At 48.0% G+C, this 18,968-nt stretch carries 24 protein-coding genes and 1 pseudogene; 13 read left to right on the forward strand and 12 right to left on the reverse strand.

Annotated elements, in window-relative coordinates; translation table 11 throughout:
• Window positions 1–31: 31 nt before the first annotated feature.
• Both petC and ACM1PF_RS25940 read left to right on the forward strand, forming a co-directional pair.
• On the forward strand, window positions 32–565 hold the full coding sequence (petC, locus tag ACM1PF_RS25935) for a cytochrome b6-f complex iron-sulfur subunit (RefSeq protein WP_416668688.1): 534 nt from the start codon (window positions 32–34) through the stop codon (window positions 563–565).
• Window positions 566–692: 127 nt separating this feature from the next.
• Entirely contained in the window at window positions 693–884 is a 192-nt protein-coding gene (locus ACM1PF_RS25940; RefSeq protein WP_416668690.1) for a hypothetical protein, read from the forward strand.
• Between the two features lie 207 nt (window positions 885–1,091).
• Here the strand turns inward: ACM1PF_RS25940 and ACM1PF_RS25945 are convergent, their stop codons facing one another.
• Window positions 1,092–1,787, reverse strand: coding sequence for an aldehyde oxygenase (deformylating) (locus ACM1PF_RS25945; protein WP_416668692.1), 696 nt, complete (start codon window positions 1,785–1,787; stop codon window positions 1,092–1,094).
• Between the two features lie 87 nt (window positions 1,788–1,874).
• On the opposite strand from ACM1PF_RS25945, the gene ACM1PF_RS25950 reads away from it, so the two are divergent.
• The 9 genes and pseudogenes from ACM1PF_RS25950 (at window position 1,875) to ACM1PF_RS25990 (ending at window position 7,761) form a co-directional block, all read left to right on the forward strand.
• Window positions 1,875–2,333, forward strand: a complete 459-nt coding sequence (locus ACM1PF_RS25950) for an NUDIX domain-containing protein (RefSeq protein WP_416668694.1) — start codon at window positions 1,875–1,877, stop codon at window positions 2,331–2,333.
• A 278-nt stretch (window positions 2,334–2,611) separates the two neighbouring features.
• Window positions 2,612–3,001 carry an ArsR/SmtB family transcription factor gene (locus ACM1PF_RS25955; protein WP_416668695.1) on the forward strand — a complete coding sequence of 130 codons (390 nt, stop codon included), beginning with the start codon at window positions 2,612–2,614 and terminating at the stop codon, window positions 2,999–3,001.
• 62 nt (window positions 3,002–3,063) lie between these two features.
• Window positions 3,064–3,411: a nitronate monooxygenase gene (locus tag ACM1PF_RS25960; RefSeq protein WP_416668697.1), complete on the forward strand. Its 348-nt coding sequence runs from the start codon at window positions 3,064–3,066 to the stop codon at window positions 3,409–3,411.
• A gap of 23 nt (window positions 3,412–3,434) precedes the next feature.
• Window positions 3,435–4,157, forward strand: a complete 723-nt coding sequence (locus ACM1PF_RS25965) for an NAD(P)H-dependent flavin oxidoreductase (RefSeq protein WP_416676801.1) — start codon at window positions 3,435–3,437, stop codon at window positions 4,155–4,157.
• 12 nt (window positions 4,158–4,169) lie between these two features.
• Window positions 4,170–4,475: a DUF2499 domain-containing protein gene (locus ACM1PF_RS25970; RefSeq protein ID WP_416668700.1), complete on the forward strand. Its 306-nt coding sequence runs from the start codon at window positions 4,170–4,172 to the stop codon at window positions 4,473–4,475.
• Window positions 4,476–4,493: 18 nt separating this feature from the next.
• The gene (locus ACM1PF_RS25975; RefSeq protein WP_416668702.1) at window positions 4,494–4,793 is read left to right on the forward strand and encodes a DUF3593 domain-containing protein; all 300 of its coding nucleotides are present in this window, start codon (window positions 4,494–4,496) and stop codon (window positions 4,791–4,793) included.
• Window positions 4,794–4,984: 191 nt separating this feature from the next.
• Complete coding sequence (hetL, locus tag ACM1PF_RS25980; protein WP_416676803.1) at window positions 4,985–5,725, forward strand: heterocyst differentiation pentapeptide repeat protein HetL; 741 nt, start codon at window positions 4,985–4,987, stop codon at window positions 5,723–5,725.
• Between the two features lie 126 nt (window positions 5,726–5,851).
• Complete coding sequence (locus ACM1PF_RS25985) at window positions 5,852–7,120, forward strand: L-lactate MFS transporter (protein WP_416668704.1); 1,269 nt, start codon at window positions 5,852–5,854, stop codon at window positions 7,118–7,120.
• 222 nt (window positions 7,121–7,342) lie between these two features.
• Window positions 7,343–7,761 (forward strand): annotated as a pseudogene (locus tag ACM1PF_RS25990) (VOC family protein).
• A 37-nt stretch (window positions 7,762–7,798) separates the two neighbouring features.
• Here the strand turns inward: ACM1PF_RS25990 and ACM1PF_RS25995 are convergent.
• The 9 genes from ACM1PF_RS25995 to ACM1PF_RS26035 all read right to left on the reverse strand — a co-directional run bounded on the left by ACM1PF_RS25995 (window position 7,799) and on the right by ACM1PF_RS26035 (window position 16,984).
• Window positions 7,799–8,353 (reverse strand): dihydrofolate reductase family protein, encoded by a 555-nt coding sequence (locus ACM1PF_RS25995; RefSeq protein WP_416668707.1) that lies wholly within the window; start codon window positions 8,351–8,353, stop codon window positions 7,799–7,801.
• A 59-nt stretch (window positions 8,354–8,412) separates the two neighbouring features.
• A complete protein-coding gene (locus ACM1PF_RS26000) occupies window positions 8,413–8,895 on the reverse strand; it encodes a cupin domain-containing protein (RefSeq protein ID WP_416668709.1) in 483 nt (160 codons plus the stop codon).
• A 49-nt stretch (window positions 8,896–8,944) separates the two neighbouring features.
• Window positions 8,945–9,523: a dihydrofolate reductase family protein gene (locus tag ACM1PF_RS26005; protein ID WP_416668712.1), complete on the reverse strand. Its 579-nt coding sequence runs from the start codon at window positions 9,521–9,523 to the stop codon at window positions 8,945–8,947.
• 45 nt (window positions 9,524–9,568) lie between these two features.
• A complete protein-coding gene (locus tag ACM1PF_RS26010) occupies window positions 9,569–10,021 on the reverse strand; it encodes a DoxX family protein (protein ID WP_416668715.1) in 453 nt (150 codons plus the stop codon).
• An 83-nt stretch (window positions 10,022–10,104) separates the two neighbouring features.
• A complete protein-coding gene (locus tag ACM1PF_RS26015; RefSeq protein ID WP_416668717.1) occupies window positions 10,105–10,698 on the reverse strand; it encodes a GNAT family N-acetyltransferase in 594 nt (197 codons plus the stop codon).
• Window positions 10,698–10,823 carry a hypothetical protein gene (locus ACM1PF_RS26020; RefSeq protein WP_416668720.1) on the reverse strand — a complete coding sequence of 42 codons (126 nt, stop codon included), beginning with the start codon at window positions 10,821–10,823 and terminating at the stop codon, window positions 10,698–10,700. The genes ACM1PF_RS26015 and ACM1PF_RS26020 overlap by 1 nt, the downstream gene beginning before the upstream one ends.
• A 289-nt stretch (window positions 10,824–11,112) precedes the next feature.
• Window positions 11,113–11,880 (reverse strand): rubredoxin-like domain-containing protein, encoded by a 768-nt coding sequence (locus tag ACM1PF_RS26025; RefSeq protein WP_416668723.1) that lies wholly within the window; start codon window positions 11,878–11,880, stop codon window positions 11,113–11,115.
• Window positions 11,881–11,985: 105 nt separating this feature from the next.
• On the reverse strand, window positions 11,986–15,153 hold the full coding sequence (locus ACM1PF_RS26030) for a phosphorylase family protein (protein ID WP_416668726.1): 3,168 nt from the start codon (window positions 15,151–15,153) through the stop codon (window positions 11,986–11,988).
• A 16-nt stretch (window positions 15,154–15,169) separates the two neighbouring features.
• A complete protein-coding gene (locus tag ACM1PF_RS26035; RefSeq protein WP_416668728.1) occupies window positions 15,170–16,984 on the reverse strand; it encodes a GUN4 domain-containing protein in 1,815 nt (604 codons plus the stop codon).
• 144 nt (window positions 16,985–17,128) lie between these two features.
• Between ACM1PF_RS26035 and ACM1PF_RS26040 the strand changes: the two genes are divergently transcribed.
• Together ACM1PF_RS26040 and ACM1PF_RS26045 are read left to right on the forward strand one after the other, a co-directional pair.
• Window positions 17,129–17,680 (forward strand): hypothetical protein, encoded by a 552-nt coding sequence (locus tag ACM1PF_RS26040; RefSeq protein WP_416668730.1) that lies wholly within the window; start codon window positions 17,129–17,131, stop codon window positions 17,678–17,680.
• A 50-nt stretch (window positions 17,681–17,730) separates the two neighbouring features.
• Entirely contained in the window at window positions 17,731–18,102 is a 372-nt protein-coding gene (locus ACM1PF_RS26045; protein ID WP_416668733.1) for a calcium-binding protein, read from the forward strand.
• 117 nt (window positions 18,103–18,219) lie between these two features.
• On the opposite strand, the gene ACM1PF_RS26050 is transcribed toward ACM1PF_RS26045, so the two are convergent.
• Both ACM1PF_RS26050 and ACM1PF_RS26055 read right to left on the reverse strand, forming a co-directional pair.
• Window positions 18,220–18,528: a type II toxin-antitoxin system RelE/ParE family toxin gene (locus ACM1PF_RS26050; protein ID WP_416668735.1), complete on the reverse strand. Its 309-nt coding sequence runs from the start codon at window positions 18,526–18,528 to the stop codon at window positions 18,220–18,222.
• A complete protein-coding gene (locus ACM1PF_RS26055) occupies window positions 18,525–18,791 on the reverse strand; it encodes a ribbon-helix-helix domain-containing protein (protein WP_416668737.1) in 267 nt (88 codons plus the stop codon). Before ACM1PF_RS26055 ends, ACM1PF_RS26050 begins: the two co-directional genes overlap by 4 nt.
• Window positions 18,792–18,968: the final 177 nt, after the last annotated feature.

The following is an 18,968-nucleotide window of genomic DNA, read 5'->3' on the forward strand; positions in this document are numbered from 1 at the left end:
GTTTACATCGTGAAGAAAGTTGAGCCATCCTATGGATAGTCATCTTCCGTTTGAAAGTCCTTCTCTATCAAGGCGGCAACTCCTCAACTTTTTGACTGGAGCAACCGTTGCTGCGACGACCGGCTCTGTGCTTTATACCGTCGGCAAGTTTTTTATACCTCCATCCGAAAACGCTGGAGGAGGCGCAATTCTGGCTAAAGATATCCTGGGAAATCCGATTCCTGCTGCCCAAATTCTGGCAGAACCAGCGGGAACCCGTGCCTTGATTGCTGGATTGGGCGGTGAACCGACTTACCTCATCGTTCAAGATGACAATACCCTGAACCGGATGGGAATTGTTGATAACTGTACTCATCTAGGCTGTACCTTTCCCTGGAACCCGATCGAGCAGCAGTTTCAATGTCCCTGTCATGGTTCTCTCTATGCTCCAGATGGAACCGTCGTACGAGGCCCTGCTCCACTCCCCCTTAAACTGGTTCAGGTTGCTGTGGTTGAGGATGGCATTTGGATTTCGCCCTGGACTGAAACCGATCCTCGCACCGGAGAGAAACCCTGGTGGGTTTAATGGCAATCATCACCCAGGCAAATACAGGTGTAGAGGTTGGACGGTATTCACTCCAGAGGTTCCGGGATTGTTCTAGATAAATGCGTTAGCTTAGTAAATGTGACATTCAGATTCAAGGAGAATCAATATGTTTCCGTTTTGGATGAATCCCTACTGTCATTCCGGATCGATGTCTCAGCAATCCTATCGGCAGCATAAGTTAGAGTTTTTGAAGCAGATGCGCGATAGCCTCGAAACTCGGTTGGCTGCAGTCAATGCAGCGATCGACACAATGGAACGGCAAATGAATCAGGATAACCCATCCAATCCCACGGCTTGAGGTTGCTCTGGGTTGCTGGTAAGACTTTTAGGATCGTGAATCAAATAACCTGTAGATTGTTTTACTTCGTTGACTGGGCGGGCAAGATGCCCACCCCACAAGAAGTTCAGTTTATTTAATTCGCATTCCTTAGCATAGATCGCACCTGATCACACCATCCGCTCTGAATTAATGACAGGGCGGATTTTTGGCACTCCATTCTGAATGCTATCCGGCAGCTAACCCCTGGCTAGACATTTGGAGAATTTCCCGCAGGCTGAAGCCAATTTGACTGAGGGCATCGGTATATCGCAGGAGAAACTCTTCAATTAGCGGCGGTTTGCGCATGCCGATCGCATTAGCATCAGATTCGACCTGGTTCAGCATTTGCCAAATTAAGGGTAAAACTTTTTGGTTGGTGGCCTTCAGTTCGTCTTTGACTGCCTCGAAGTTTGCCTTCAGCCAGACTTCACCAAAGTTGAGATGCTGGTATTCATCCGCTACCACGGACTCCGTTACTTTGCGGGCAAAGTCATCTGCAACTGGAATGTAATTGTTGTAGGCGGCGATCGCAAAGCATTCAATTACCAGGGCTTGAATTAATAGACAAGTCGCGGTTTGATGGCTGGCTGCTGCCGTTTGAAACGCCTGGCGTAACCGGGCAAAAAACTGTTCAGCAAACTGAAGATCTGGAATGACCTCTAAATTGCGGCCGCAGGCTTCAAAGCTTTTGCGGTGGCGATACTCCATTTTGCTGAGACGAACTAACTCTGCGGTGTGCTCTGGCAACAATGCTGCTAACTGCCTGAAATTATCAGCCGCCTCTTGCTCCCCTTCAATCACGATGCCATTGATCCGGCTAAAGGAATCGCGGTAAGCAGCACTGTAAAAATCAAGGGTCTGATTTACTGGAAACTGAGCCACAGTCAACTGTCCTCCTCACATCGGATTGATTAGTTTTATACTGTATCACTATATAAACATTTATAGCTGCAATAACCCGTCAGACCCGTGCAACCTGATTTCGAGCCAACCTGGCAAATCCGCGATCGCTTTCTGGTGCTTCACTCTCGCTGGATCACCCTGATTGGCGAACATCTGCAAACGCCTCAGGGTCAGGAATTAGAATATTGGCGAGTTGAGAAGGCGGATTCTGTCATTGTGTTGCCGATTCAGCAACACCGGATTTTGCTACCCCGGCCCAGCTATCGCCCCGGCATTCAACAGGCAACGCTAGATTTTCCGGGCGGACGGATTGCAGATGGACAAACGCCCGCTGATGCTGCGATCGCTACCTTGCAGCGAGAACTGGCGATCGATGCTTCTGATGTTGGTCATGTCTCACCGTTGAATCCGCAAGGTTGGAGCGTGAACAGCTCTTTTCCAATCAAAACCTCTATGGCTTTGTGGTTCAAATTCGAGAAAACATTGTGGTACAGCCTGATTTGCTGGCAGATCCCTATCCGGTGAGTGCGGCTGGCGTGCAGCAACTCTTGAAAGAAATCACCTGCTTGCAGTGCCGGGCTGTTTTGTTGGAGTGGTGGTGGCAGGAACTCAACCCTGGCTGAATATCCGCAGCAAAGTATTGCCAGAAAAGTATCGTCAGCAAAGTAAAGTTTTGTGAGCGTCCCTTTTTCCGCTTTACCAAGGCATCTGTCTCCCTCCCCCGATCGATTCTCCCAGACGTCTGTCCAGATAAACTAAAATACTATATAGCTATTAATCTGCTGTAGTACTTTGCCTGGACGATGTCGAGATCCTCTGAACCACGAGTCCCTGTGACTGTTTTAGAAGCCGTTGCAGACTATTTCAAAATCTTCGCGGAAACAAGCCGATTACAGATTTTGCAATGTCTTAGAAATGGCCCGATGAATGTCATGGAGCTGGGCGAAGAGACCGGGTTGGGGCAGGCCAATCTGTCCAAGCATCTGAAGGTGATGACCCAAGCAGGGATTTTAACGCGCCAACCGAAGGGAACCAGTGCCTACTACGAAATTGTGGATCCGCTGGTGTTTGAGTTTTGCGAGCTGGCCTGTGCTCAGATTGGCGATCGGCTGCAACAACAGGCGGATACGTTTCTCCGGGCGGCCGCGCTTCAGTCCAGGGAAAGTGCTGTAAAGAAAAATACCAAAGCGTAGAAAGCAGTCTTCAGGCGGTATGATTGATTAATCACTATTTAGTTATTGATAAATCATTGCGTATGCTGCGATCGCTTCCTCCGCTCAAAATTGGTCAACATACGGTTCCCTATCCCATTGTTCAGGGTGCGATGGCGGTGCGCGTGTCAGGTGCCCGTCTGGCGGGAGCGGTTGCCCAGTCTGGAGGTGTTGGAGTCATCTCGTCCCTGGGATTAGGGCTGAATTCACCCTACTTTAGGGTTCAACCCCGACAAGGGGACTTTTTCACGGCCAACCCGCTCGCGTTGATTGATGAATTGCAAAAAGCGCGCACCATTAGCCCGGATGGAGTGCTGGGGGTCAATATCCTGCTGGCTACAAAGGATTATTCTGTATTGGCCAAACGGCCGCTGCCCATGGAGCCAATCTGATCATTACCGCCGCCGGATTACCCCTGGACTTACCCGCTCATACCGCAAACCACCCAGAGGTGGCTCTTGTGCCGATGGTATGTGGACTGGATGCAGTGCAAACGATTTGCCAAACCTGGCACCAACGGTACGATCGCCTGCCCGATGCCCTAATTGTTGAGAATTCCCAGGCCGTCGGTGGCCACATTGGGACAACCTGCGATGATTTCAAGGGTCAGATTGAACGATTGCTGCCCCAAATTCAGGATTACCTGCAAACGCAATTTCAGGTGGAAATCCCGCTGATTGCTGCGGGTGGAGTTTGGGATCGAGCCGATGTCGATCGGATGCTGGCATTGGGGGCGAGCGGGGTTCAGGTGGGGACTCGGTTCATTACTACGACAGAATGCGATGCCGATCGCCGTTACAAAGAAGCTCATCTCAATACCAGCTCTAAAGATGTTGTGATTTTGCCCAGTCCAGTGGGTAAGCCGGCTCGTGCCCTCCGTAATGCCTTTGCGGAGAAGGTGATATCCGGCTCTGCCGATCTGGAACGACGCTGTGTGGCCAACTGTCTGGAGTCCTGCCTGTGCCGGGATCACCGCAAAACCTATTGCATCCTTCAGTCCCTTGCCAATGCCGCTGCTGGAGACATTGAACAGGGTTTGCTGTTTTCGGGGGCGAATGTGGGGCGAGCAGAGGAAATTGTGTCCGTGGCTGAGGTCATGGCAGCGTTAACGGGTGTGCGGGAAGCAGTCGTTGTTTAAGGAATGGTTAAAATGCATGCACTTTCAATTCCCACCTGGATAGTTCACATTCTGAGCGTATCTGAGTGGATGGTGGCTATGGGGTTGGTCTGGATCTATGCCGATGCCAGCCAAAACCCTGTTTGGAAGGGATTTGCGATCGCCATGATGCCGGCCTTGGCCAGTGCCATTCTGGTTTGTACCTGGCATTTTTTCGACAACGCGCCTGCCCTATCGTGGTTAGGAACTGCCCAGGCGGCAATGACGCTTTTGGGTAACTGTATGCTCATGGTGGTGGCCGGGTGGTTGTGGCGACAATCGGTTCGGATTGGAACGTAGCCTAGAGGAGTAAGTTTAATGATTTCTAAAGATACCCTATTTGCCCTTTCGCTCTTTCCCTACCTTGCTTTCCTCTGGTTTCTGGCGCGATCGAAGCAGGCTCCCCCTCTGGCGATGGCTGGGTTTTATTTTACGTTGGTTTTTGTGGGGGTGACGATTCCCGCTGGCATTTATACCAGGGTGGTTTATGGGGAGTCTCTGGCGAATGTGGACTGGCTGCACGGTACGGCTGAATCGTTTTTAACCCTTTCCAACGTCCTGATTGTTCTGGGGTTTCGTCAGGCCCTGTTGCGTTGCCGTTCCATTCATCGTGCTTAACTCGATGAAGCAGATGACTAGATGACTGGCATGGCCCGGTTCGATGGACTGGAATGGGGCGATCGGAGTTCACAAGTTTTTCATTTTCTTTATTTATTAAGTGGGTCGAAGCACAATCCTGATTTTTGAATGGCGATAAAATAGCGATGGCAAAGTTAACCTCGTTTCAACCCAACCCTTTGCTCAAAACCATGAGGATAACGCTCGAAGAACTTTTGCAGCGGTATGCGGCAGGGGAACGTAGCTTTGAAAGGGCAAATCTCCGAGAGATCGATTTGCACAATGCGCATCTGCACGGTGTGAACTTCAACCAGGCGGATTTGCGCCAGGCTCGACTGGGCAAAACAGATTTTGGTCAAGCCAGCTTTCGGGAGGCAGACCTGAGCGAATCCCTGTTGTGGGGCACGAATCTGAGTCAGGCGGATCTGGGCCAGGCGATTCTGCGAGAGGCGGATTTGAGTGGAGCCAGGCTCACGGAGGCGAACCTGGAGCGATCGAACTTGAGTAAGGCAACCCTGGGTGGGGCAAATTTAGTTCGGGCGCACTTGCTGGGAGCGAATCTGTTTGAGGCAGATTTACGTCCCACGTCCGATCAGATTACGGATCTGGGTCAGGCTATTTTGAGCCATGCCGATCTGTCCTATGCCTATCTAAGTGGAGCCGTTTTGTACCAGGCTAACCTGGCAGGAGCCAGGCTCTGCCGTGCGCATTTGAACCGAACATTGCAACAGGGAATGAAGCCAACTGACCTGAGTGAAGCGAATTTGCAGGGCGCAGATTTGAGCTATGCCGATCTCACCGGGGCAGTTTTGCGTCGGGCTGATTTACGCAACGCAGATTTAACGGGTACGGTATTGACGGATGCAATTTTGCAGGGTGCAGTAATGCCGGATGGAACGGTGATCGAGTCAGAAAAGACTAACTTTCTCTAAAGATTAGGAGAATATCAGGAATCTGACCTGATGATGAAAAAGCGCAGCAAAGAAAAACCAGCGGATTGTTCAGCAACCTTTAATTTAACAACTAGCTCCGTTACGATTACTGAAGTATTTGAATCTATGGTTACTACTCATGATGACTCCCATGCTAACGCAGAGTTAACTTTATTTGGACGACCTGCGGATCAAGGTAGATGGCTACTGATTCCTCTGGGGATGAGCATTTTACTGTGTTTAGGAACGGTCTACTCCTGGAGTATTTTCAGAAAACCGCTGGAGGGTGAATTCAATATTGGTGCAACGGAAAGTCTTTTGCCCTACACGGTTGCCCTGGTTTTCTATGCAGCTCTGATGCCGATCGCGGGGTTTTATATTCCTCGGATTGGCACCCGCACGGTTACTGCGATTGGTGGTACGATCGTTGGGCTGGGCTATATTCTCTCTAGTTTTGCCACTCAAATTGGCATGATGACCCTCACCTACGGAGTGATTGCCGGAACTGGGGTGGGCATTACCTATGGGGTACCGATGGCGGTGGTCGCCCGTTGGTTTCCAGACAAAAAGGGGCTGGCAGTGGGGCTAACCATTGTTGGATTTGGATTATCACCTCTGATTACGGCTCCCCTGGTGAATCATCTGATTGATGCGTATACGGTTAGACCCGCACTCCGGATTCTGGGGATCGCCTTTATTTTGATCATTCTGGCGATCGCCACTACCTTAAAGTTACCTCCCCAGGACTGGTTCCCTAAACGGCTTTTAGCGACTCAATCAACCTCTACTCCAGCACCGACCTACGCTGCTAGTTTGCTCAAAAGCCGCTCTTTCTACGGACTCTGGATCTGTTACACGATCGGAGCGTTGGTGGGTTTAAGTGCCATTGGCATTTCCAGTCCTGTCGGGGAAGAAATCATTAATATTGATCCCAAATTAGCAGCCAGTAGTGTTGCCTTGTTTGCCCTGTTTAACGGAGTCAGCCGTCCTTTGTTTGGCTGGTTGTGCGATCGGTTTAAACCCCACTATATAGCGATCGCTTCCTATACGTTGATTTTGATTGCCTGTGTGCTGATGCTGAATGCTCAGGAGGGACAGGTCGCAACTTATCTCATTGCATTCTGCCTGTTCTGGTTCTGCCTGGGCGGTTGGCTGGCAATGGCTCCTACCACGACTCTCAGATTCTTTAACCCAGATCAGTACGCCCAAAATTACGGCATTGTCTTCACTGCCTACGGTGTGGGTGCTTTATTAGGAACACTGGCAACGGGACAAATTCGAGATTGGTTTGGCAGCTATACCTATGCGTTTTACCCGATGGCACTGCTGGCAATGGTTGGAATTGTGGTGGCTAGCACGATGCTGAAGCGCGATCGACTGATTGAACGTCCCTAACCAGAAGACCATTGCACCCATCACATACGCTAAGGTTTGGGCGATCGTTTGTTGAATACTGAAGCCATAGTCAGTAGATCGCAAATTCATCCTGGGGAGGGTAAGTGAATCGCAGTCAGCACAGACTACATTGAAGTGGGACGATGAGAACAGGATTGACCTCGTACATTTGTACTTGTATTATTAGTCTAAGATTCTCAATAAAAAATGGAAGACTCTGACATGGAAGACAATCCCAGTATTCTCTCCCATATTTCCCTAGGCACCAACGATTTTGAGCGATCGATCGCCTTCTATGATCGAGTTCTGCCGACGATCGGTTGTCAGCGAATCATGGAGCATCCGGGAGCCGTCGCCTACGGGAAGCAGTATCCAGAATTCTGGGTGCAAACGCCCATTGACGGTCAACTTGCAACGGTGGGCAATGGCACTCATATTGGGTTTATGGCTCCCAGCAAAGAATCGGTTCATGCCTTTTATGAAGCGGCCCTGGCAGCGGGTGGGGTTGATGAGGGTGCGCCTGCCCCAGACCCGATTACGGTGAACCTTACTATGGCTGCTTTGTCCGCGATCCCGATGGGCATAAAATAGAAGCTTCTTACTGGGATATGCAGCGAGTGGAAGAACTCTACCTGGATTAACTAGAGTAATTTAGCTGGTTCTGTTGGAGGCACCCACTTATTTGCCCTGCGATGAAGGAACCTGGTAGCGTAACTCAACAAATTCATGCCCCACCCGCTCCACGGATTGAAGTTGAAGTGGGGGATGAACGGTGCGCGGAAACAGGGGTGCGCCACTTCCCAGGGTTACAGAAGCAAAGGTGACGGTGATTTCATCCAGTAAATTAGCATCATAAAACTGACCCGCCAGATCGCCACCGCCGACAATCCAAATGCTCTTTTCCCCTGCAACCTCTTTCATCGTTGTATGGATGGGTTCAACTTCGCCCCGCACAAAGCGAATATCTGCATCCGCAACAATCGGCAATTCGCGTGTGGTAAATACCCAGGCAGGCATTTGATAGGGCCAAACCTGGGGTTGAGGATTGGCAATTTGGTGGTCATAGATCCACTGGTATGTAGTAGAGCCCATTGCAATAGCTCCGATGCCGCTCAGAAATTGATTGAACGTATCACCATCGGGTTCTCCAAACTGAAACAGCCACTCCAGGGAGTTATTCGAGTCGGCGATAAATCCATCCAAACTGGATGCAGTGTAATAAATCGTTTTCACAATCAATTCCTATGGTGTGTTTTCTGGATGATGCGATTCATCTTCAGTCTCTCAATGCTTCAGTCCTCCAGGCTTCCAAACGATTTTGCATCTGCCAGATCAAAGATTTCAACTGCATCTTTTCGGCGAAACATTCGCTTTCCTAAATGCGGAAAATCTGCAATTTCCACCTCTACATTTTCTCCCCCCATCAGGTAAACCAGATCCTCATTTCCGGCATTCTTCAGGTGATGGGCCACTGAAGGGGTTGGAAAAGCCATAAAGTCTCCGGCATGAACCTCAAACACTTCACCGTTGACTTCCGCAATTCCATCACCTGATAGGATATAGATCCATTCTTCCTCCCGGTAATGGGCGTGGTAAACAAAAGATTCTTTGCCAGGCGGAATTTTGGCAAAGTTGACTCCGGTGCGCGTTAATCCTAGAATTCGTCCCATCTGAGTTCCTGAGATTTCAGAGTTTGGATTCCAGGGATGCGAGAAGGACTGCAAGTTCTCCTCAATTTGCTGTTGCCGCATTAAAAAAGGCGTTTTGTCGGTCATGTTTTTAATTCCCAGGAAGATTATGGATGATTGATCCGGTTGATCGAGTTTATGGGTTGATTTGGTAGTGAACGACCACGACACCGTTACTGTAGATTTTGCTGTCCGTCAGCTTCAGAGCCGTTTGGGCGATCGTTCCTGCAAAAAGAGGAATTCCTGCACCCATCAAGAACGGATTAATTTTCAGGATCAGTTGATCAATTAGCTGCTCTGCAAATAAAGCTGCCGCTAAATCTGCACCTCCACACAGCCAAATTCCTTGCCCCGATTCCTGTTTCAATTTTTTGACCCGTGCGATCGCATCTTCTGAAATCAGTTCAACTGCTGCATCAGGACTTTCCCTCATGCTACGAGAAAACAGGTATTGCTTCAGGTGCGGGTAAGGATTCGTTACACCGACCTTTAACCCGACCTCATAGGTTCTACGGCCCATCAGTACCGTATCAAACCACTGGTTTTCCCCCTTGACACCCATTACATCATGCAGATGGGCTGGAATGGTTTCAGGAAAAGTCGCTACAATTTCGGCAAGATATTCGCTGTCCTGAGAAAATCCATCATGGGAGCCATCCTGATGGGCAATATATCCATCAAGGCTGCACGCCACATAATACGTTAGTTTTCGCATATTATCCTCTGACTGCGATCGGTTTAATTACTGTTTCGTTTTTGATCATGATTTATTTTCTTTTACAGAAGTCACCCAAACCCAGGCAATCAGAAAGAATTGCATTGGAACCCGGAAGAGTAGATAAATTGGCCCAGCAACATTGCCACCAAAGTCTACCGAATTGAGCGCTGAGTAAACATTGGAGGGAAACACTGCAATGAGAAAAGCGATCGCCAAAATGCCAGTCAGCCGAATAAATTTGGGAAGGAGAAAACCAACCGAAAAGGCAATTTCCATCAAGCCTGTGATATAGATAATTTCATAGCGAAAAGGGAAAACCAGTGGGAGCATATTAACCATGCCATCGGCAAGCAAAAAGTGGCTAATACCTGCAAACAGAAACATTGATGAGAGGGCAATCTGACCGCAGAGCCGATAGTTAACGGATGGCGATCGGAAGCGACGAATGAGAACAGCGAGAACAAAAGTTGCTAACAGGACAATCAATACAGCCATGATTGATCTCATCTTGTCTGCTGACACAGAACTGTCATCGGGCAAAACTGCCAAAGTGTAAAAATATCATTCTCCAGGTTATTTCATTCACGATCCTGAGAACGCGGTTTTCGCAACATTGGAAAGAAAGTTGGAGACGAGCCGACTTGAATGGTTCCCAGCAACTCAAATCCATATCGTTGATACAGTGCAAGGTTACGCGAGCTTGATGCTTCGAGATACGCAGGGGCATTCTCTCGATCGCATGCAGTTAACGTATGGTGCATCAATGCCGACCCATAGCCATTGCCGTGTAGCGTCGGATCAACCCCTAGCAGCGGTAAATACCAGTGCGGCTCATCTGGATGATAGCGATCCATTTGCTCGATCATGGCAAATACTTCCTGCTGATGCGATTCGGACATCGTTTGCTGAAAGAGGGCAGCCAGTTCATCTTCTTGCGGCTGAACGTTGGGTGGTAGCCAAAGTGCTGCACCCCGAAAGTCATCAACAGCATAAACGGTATTATGTTCAAACGCGCTTCTGAAGGCTCTGACAATACTGGGAAAGTTTTTAAAGTAGTCGTGAGGGTCAGGATACGTCCAGCGCGCAACGGGATCTGCGGAGAAGGATAGCGTCATGACCGCAGTAATGCGAGGTTCATCATCGGCTGTTGCGATCTGAACGGATGGTATCATCAGTACTTCCTCAGGGATGCAGAGTATTGCGTTTTAGCAGGCAGTTCTAGCGCATGGCAAAACGCCATTCCAGTAACGAGGGCGGATAGGAGGATAGTGACAAAACGCCAGGTTCTCACTAACATGATCAATCCCTCCATATTCCAGGGCAAAGCCCCAGGGCTAAGAATCTTTTCAGCCTAACCGTCGCGCGCTCCCTTCGCCTCACCCAAACGAGTCATCCGATCGGGGGATTGAGGCAGATGTTTTACTGGAAGGACGATGTCTGAACCTGATTGGCTGACAAAAGTTGTGTGCCCTCACCCCCAACCCCTCCCCTAAAGGGCGATGGGAGCCAATTTACTTCTTTAGTTTCCTCTCCCGAAGGGAGAGGGCTAGGGAGAGGGCTTCCAGGGTTTTGGCTGAGAAGTTTTGTCAGTCACCCAGTGTCTGAACTGTGGAAGTGCGATCGAGTAACTGTTTAAAGTTTTCCCGCCAGGGAGCGAATTCAGTGACAAAGTTGTAACCACAGACGGTGTCTAAGGCGCGATCGGCAATCACTTCCCAGATCCGGGCTGCCCGACGACGAGTTTCAACCTGCGACCCAAAGGGATTCAATCGCATTTTAGATCCTGGTGGAAAGGCATAGTCGCAGATAAATAGCACCTTTTCGTAGATGTACAAAGTGAAACCTGGCGAGTGTCCGCCAATGTGGAACGCTTCGATTCCATGTTCCGTGAAGTCACCATCAAATGGACGATCAACTGGAAAGGGTTGGGCGATCGGAAGTTGGGCATCTAGAGTGTGTAGATGAACTTTTGCCCCCCAGAGTTCACGATACTGATTAGACGCGCCCATGAAATCTTTGTGAGTAAAGTAAATCGTCTCTACTGGCTCTAAATCGCGGTTAAATGCTGATGGACAATCAATCCAAACTGCACCATCCTTCGTTTCAACGCGGTAAGCTGCATGTTCAAACCCTAAACGCGGTACAGAGAGTAATTGCATCACATAGTCATTAATACGATGTGATGTCACCCGATAGATTTTTTCTGCCTCATCCCAGAACACAAACTTGTCATGATGCGCTCCGCAAAATGGGCAGACATCGGGCATCTCACCGATCATATTGTAGCCGCAGGTCTGACAAACCCATTGTTGATGAGATGTGGCAGGCTCCATTGTTTTATTCTTTAAAGTCATGCTTCAAATCTCCTTTCTGTAATGTTGATTTTTGGCTTACAACAGTTTTCACTTGAATCGCCACAGTTTTATTTACGATCGAAAATTGCTGCAAAGGTGAGGACATCATTGGTTGCAAATCTGCTTGAGCTTTCGGGGATTTCTGACGGTGTAAACGGATTGAATATGTCCATCTACAATGTCGAATGTCGTTACGCTATGAACATTGAAATCTACAACTGTGACAATACCGGGATGTCCATTCACTTTCACAATATGAAAAACAGCAGTGGAAAGCCATTTACGGTGAATCGCTAACACAAATCGTGCCACTTTCATTGCACCATGTAGGGGTTTGAGAGCAGCAGCCACTTGTCCTCCACCATCGGACCAATAGGTGACATCCTCCGCTAGCAGCGTCAGCAGACCTTGCAAATTTCCCTGTGTTGAAGCTTCTAAGAATTGTTCGGTAATATGTTCCTGCTGCTGCTGGGAAACAGAAAAGCGAGGGCGTTGGGAGGCAATATGCTGGCGCGATCGCCTGAGAATTTTCCGACAATTCGTTGAACTTTTTCCTACCATTTGAGCAATTTCATCATAGTCATACTCAAACACTTCACGCAGCAAAAATACGGCTCGTTCAATGGGCGATAAACGTTCTAGCATGACTAAAAACGCCATTGAAAGTGAGTCTGCCAACTCTATCTGCTCGGCTGGATCATCAGATTGGGGCATCGTAATCGGTTCGGGGAGCCACGACCCAACATACTGTTCCCGCTGCACACGGGCAGATCGTAAGGGGAGCATCCCACTTTCGTGAAAATAGTCAACTGGCAAGTTGCCCATATCGGACGGCAATACTGGGGGCGGCACTTTACTAGCCTCAATTGCTTGGGTTAGCTGATAATCCAGATGACTACGAATAATCCTTGCAGCCTGACTGGGCAGAAACTCAGCAATTCTTTCCGCGATTACAGCAACATCATGCCATCCAATGTTGGAGCGTTGAATGATCTGTTGTGTTAAGCAAACTCTATCGGGAGTCCACTGAGTGGTGTTCCATATTACTTGGATACTGAGAAAGTCATAGGTTTGCTCATCCAACCAATACTCTTCTAGCAATTCCCAAACATCCTCGGCTGCAAAACTTACGGCAGCTTGCAGGATTGGACAACAATAGACTGCCTGTTCTGCTGGTTTCTCCAACCACTGTCTAAATTCAGGGCGATCGCGCAACTTTCTGAACCAACCTGGACTACCAACCACGGCATTCAAGACTTTAATTGCTTCTGTTTCTGAGTTCAGCAAGGGAATGAGCAGCCCTGCTTCCACAGGATCAGGATTGGGTTGTGCTCCCACAAACTCGATCAGCAGATTACGAATGTGAGGTCTTATCTGCTGTTGGAAGGTTTGCAGCAGATTTGTTAATTGCTTTTGATATTGCCGAGTAGCGGTACCACGCAAATAGTTCAGGCTTCTTAGCAAAACAGGTCTGATGAATAACCCGTCCTGTCGCTCCAGCACAAGATCGGTTAAGGATTGTGCGCCACAAGCAAAGGCACGGGCAAGGGTATGGTCGTAGTATGTTTGGTGACGAAATCCAATGGTTCCATTTTCTGGATTAGTGATGAGCAACCCAGCCTGTTCCAGTGTCTGCCACGCTTTTGGAGATTGATCGGCAAATGCACCGGGTAACCACAAAACTTCTTCCTCAGTCATACGATCGGCCAGCTTTTCCAGGAACGTGATACATTCTTCAGTGTTCGGTTGCTTCTTCACTCGTTCTTCCCAGAGACGGTCTAAAAGATTTTGGGAGGAGGTAAAGGCATCTCCTGGCTGGGCAATAGCGAGAAATATATTCAGGTGAAGTGGATTCTGCAATAACTCTCGAAGAGGTTCTCCCATACCTGCGGGCTGATGTCCTGCCAATTCTAAAATTGAGGCAATCTCTTCCCATGTGGGAAGTTTCAAGAACAAGTGATCAATTTCTGCAAGCCGAGCAAATTGAGAACCGTAGCGGAACTCAAACTCTCGGCAAGTCGCAACAACATGAACATTTTTACTGCCAGATAATCTCTGAATCAGAGACAGGAGCAGGGTCAGCCGTTGGGATTTGCGATCGAGTAATTCAGAGACAGCATCTAACTGATCAATCAAAACAATAATTCGCTCTTTGCTGGCGATCGCATAAATGGCATCACTGGGATGCAACGTAAAATGCAAGTCACGCTGCAAGTCTTCAATCGTGTTGATAGCTCCATTCAACTGGTCAGCTTTAATTGCCAAAACTGAATAGCCTTGTGTGATCAGTTCATTTCCTAAGGTTGCCATCAATGCTGATTTACCTGATCCAGGAACACCTAGAACGATTGTTGTCGATGAGTCCGCCGTTTCAATACAGTTCAGCAACTCATCCAATTCAGGGCGCTTAATCTGCCGACCGTTACTGAGTGTGCGCTGCCAACTCAGTAAACCTTTCGAGGCATCTGCTAAATGCTGTTTGAGCTTGGTGTACTCGGCTGAACTTAGACCGATAGAGGAAGTACCCTCCAATTTTGCTAAGATTTCAAAGGCAAAGGCACTTGCATGTTGAGCCGCAACTATTCTTGCCTGGTCTGGATCGATTGTGCCATCGTGATCGATAACGTGGGTAATGCCTCGAATAATTAGAGCGTTAGTTTCAGCATTTGCGTGAACTGCTTTCAAGACACCGTACCCTGTGACATCTACTGCCAGAGCATCGCCATAGTTCGATTGTAAAAGTTGGTAAATTGCAGATTGACTGGAAGTAATCTCCTTGTCACCTGCTGCGATCGCACCGACAACTGCTTTTGGCATCCAGCTTGAACGATCTTCTTGTTGAATACGCTCCAGCCAATCTTCTCGTCTGGCTGTTGCCTTTGCCCGCTGTTCGAGCCGATAGCTGGCTAATCCCATTTTGGGTCTGGTTAAGAATCCTGACTCCGTTTCTTTGCCAAACTCATATCCATAAACTTCGATTGCAGCAACAACGTCTCCCGTAGTGACATCCTTTTTAAGTCCAGTCGCTACACCGACTGAGAGAATGACGTTGGGTTGCCAATGGGCGATCGCTCGTTCTGTTTCTGCTGCTGCATCAGAATTTCCTGCATTGACCTCGGCGATCGCTACTTCCCATGTTTGACCATTTGCAGAAAACCGTCCTAATTCATAGACTGTTCCTTGGGAGTGGGTTTCTTCCTTGAGGCTTATCAAATAGGAACGAACAGCCCAACAATCAGCAGGGTGAGTAGTTAGAATGACTGCACGAGGCATTCGCAAATACCTATGATTATGCATCTAATTTACAACTTTCCAAACGCTCAAGAAATGTTATTCCTTCCCACATTCTTTCTCCTTCTTTTTCTTTTTGCTTTATCCTTGGCTCCTCACTTTTTAACCAATCTTTAGCATCTTGCACTCTTTCACGGTATATTTCTTCATTTGCCTTAAATTCTAGTATATGAACTTTTTCCCTCCATTCTTTAAACTCTTCTGTTCCTAAGCACCACCAAATACATATTGGAAGAAATCCCATAAAAATTTCATCTTCACTTATATTTGTTTCTCTATAGCTCTCGTTAGAACTTGTTAGCTTCTTTAGATTATGAGACCATGTAAAAGACCTTTCTTTGAGCCAATTTAATCGTCTGGCAAGTTCTTTTATCCTTTCCAATTCTGTTTCTAATCCATTTAGTTCATCATACATTTTTCTTTGAATGCTAAACCCTAGTCTTCCATTGCTTAATCTCAACCAAAGGCAATCAATAATCTGTAATTCCTCACAGGAGATACTTTCTATATCTTTCCTATCTAAAAGGTCTTCCTTTTGCTTGCCAGCAGCTTGGCATAATATGTTCCACGTTTCCCGATCTGCTTCTTCCCATTCCTTCTTAATCAAGAGCTCATGAAGCTTAGTATAGTCAATACTTCCTCTTCTAAGGATTCTAAGCTTGACGTTTTCCTCAAGAGAAACAGTGTCGTTTAATTTAAGCCGAAAGTACTCTTTCAATTTCTTCAGTTCAGCTAAAGTTTCCTCCTCAAAAGGGTATCCTCGTTCAGCGGTCAATTTAGTAAGGTGTTTTTCATATTGTTCTAAACTTTTCTGATATTTCTTGTACGGTGCTAAAACTTCATCTTGAACTACACTAACCTCCGATTCGGTTAACCCCAGTTGAGTCTGCAAATTCTGCAATATAACTGACTCGATAGGAGAAATTATTCCATCAGAGGCATATTCCTCAAATCGCTGACGGTACTCATCAACATTTTTATTGTCAGGTTTTGACTTAGATACATTAACATCCTCTTCGGATATGTTTTGGGGAGTTCTTGGCGATGGTTGCTCAAGGCAGAGTTTTGTTAAAATTTCAAAAGCGAAAGCAGTGGCGTGACAGGAAGCCCTTTGTTGCCGAACGTATTCAGGTTCTTGCCCTGATTCTATAGAGTCGTCATTTTTGCCATCAACTAAGTCTGAAATTCCCCGAATCACAATCGCCTTAAGCTCTGGATAGGCAAACGCTGCACTTAAGAAACCAAAGCCTTCCATCTCGACTGCGATCGCATCGTTATAACTCGCCCTGATAAAGTTAAAGACATCTGATTCTTTTGAGGCAATCACCTTCTCCCCAGCAGCAATCGGAGCCACAAACACATGAGGCTTTGAAGTTGGTTGGTTGGATAGCCTTTGCAACCACTCTTCTTTTCTCGCTTCTGCTCTAGCTCGTTGCACTAATGCATGCGCCGATTGTCCTAGTGCAGGTCGAGTAAAAAACTGATCTCCTACCTTTCCTGACTCATACCCATAAACTTTTGTGGCTGCTACTACATCACCGATTGCAACATCTTTAATGCCTCCAGCTATGCCCACAAAGAAAAGGACATCAGGCTTGAAGTAGGTAATCGCTCGTTCTGCTTCAACGGCTGCCCCAGCATTACCTGCTCCCACCTCAGCAATCCCGACTTCCCATGTCTGCCCACTCGCAATGAATTTTCCCCGCTCGTAGATTGTTCCCTGGGGATGCATCTCCTCCTGGAGATCCGTCAAATAGGTACGGACGGCTGTATATTCAACGGGCAAAGCAGTCAGTATTACCGCACAAGGCATGGGCTAAACCTTCAGTAACCTAAATATCCACTATTCTGACTACTCCATCTCAAATTGACCAGAGTTTGGAGATTTTCTTTGGCTTTTTGAGGGACTGATCACTCATCAGCCACAATAGATACAGGGTTCGAGAAAGTATCAGCTATGAGCGACAAAGACCAAATTCTGGAAATCCTCCTTGCCGAATATGACAAGCTGAAATCGGAGCAAACGCAACGGATTGGCTTCCGGGATAACCTGCTTTACGTCACACTTGTTTTGTTTGGAACAATTATCTCTTTTGCCGTTTCCAACCCCGCCCATTACTATGCTTTACTCGTCATTCCCTGGGTCTGTCTGATTTTGGGTTGGACGTATGTGGTCAACGATGAAAAGATTTCGGCGATCGGCAGGTACATCCGCTACAAGCTGGTAGACAAATTGCAGGAACATACAGGCTACACCGAGCTAGAAACCCTGTTTGGCTGGGAAATTGCCCACCGGGACGACAAACACCGCAAGCGCCGCAAAATTCAGCAGTTGATTGTCGATGAAATTACCTTTGTCGTTTCGGGGTTGATTGCTCTGGGGGCGTTCTGGTTTCTGGTTCCCAACCCGCCGATCGGAGTCACAATTCTTTCTTGGGTGGAACTGCTGTTGCTGATAGCATTGGGAGTTGAAACGTTTATCTATGCCGATCTGGCAAAGGGACGTTAATGTTTGATCAAGTTTGATCAAGATCGGCAATTCCACAAGGGAGGGCGGCGATGCCGAAAGGGAAACCGGATGAGGAGCGGGAAGAACGCATTACGATGGAAATCGTAGTGGATGCCTATGGTGCAGAAGAGCAGGCAATGGGCTGGTACTGCTACTTGCAGGACACGATGCAATTCCCCTTTACCGCAGTTTGCATCAGTAAGCGACGCATTTCTCCTTTGAAGGAAGGTGCAACGGTTGAAGTCGTGGACATGGCTCCGGAGGATGAGTGCGATCGGGAAATGTTCGTGGAGATTGAGTGGGAGGGTGATACGCTGGCAGTGCCCTTGATTCAATTAGAGGCACCAGAGGCAGACGAGGAGACTCAACAGGCAATTGCCGACTGGCACTACTGGGTCGATCAGGGCTATGAGTTTGGGTAGGGTTCAGTGCCCTGGGTCTACCATCTACCAGTTCCATTGCTTCTTGGTGAAGAGTTTCTACATCCTGCATTTTTCTGCGATCGGTGCCCTGGGAGTGCCAAATTCAACAACCGTATTTTATTCATCGGAGTCAGTAAAAAGGGCTGGTAGGTCACGATAGCCACTGACAACTCGAAGAATATCTACATCCTGATTTGTTGGTATGTAGAGAATGAGGTATTGATCCATTGGAAGACTACGCAATCCGGGTAAGATTTCGCTGCGCTGTCGTCCGAGATTGGGAAATTGAGCAATTTTAGAAAATTTGGCATCTAGTCTAGCGAGAAACCGATCGGCTTGAGCCAAACCAGATTCACGGGCGATGTAATCAGCAATTTGTTCAACATCTCGAATCGCAGGTTCGGTGAGGCGAAATTTTGGGGTCATGACTCGGCAGCATGACGAGAATGCAGGTTAGCGCGAATTTGTGCCATTGCAGTGGAACCATCGAACAGTTCACCCCTCTGAGCAGCGTCCCATCCAATTTGGGCTTCCTGTTGCAGTTCTTGCAGTCGCCCCTGGTAAATGTCTTCCTGCTGCTCAAGGAGTTTGGCACCTGCGATCAGAACTTCGATCGCAGTCTGATATTTGCCGCTAGCCAATTGCCGTTGCACGAGTTCTTCAAGTTCGGGTGGGAGAACAATTTGCATAGAGAACTATGTCAGGAATGTTGCTTTTATTGTAGGCGATCGCAGTTTAGCCTACCTCTGAAAGAACCATCGCAATCCAGGATCACTCGGGAATCAGGAATGGTGGTCGCTAAACTGGGAGCTTCGCGTTCGCCTGCACCGAGGTTTGGAAGATCTGGAATCAGGATGGACGATGGC

Origin of the sequence: Egbenema bharatensis FJBBOT/2019 (genome assembly GCF_048077055.1) — a bacterium.
GTDB classification, from domain to species: Bacteria; Cyanobacteriota; Cyanobacteriia; order Elainellales; family Elainellaceae; genus Egbenema; species Egbenema bharatensis.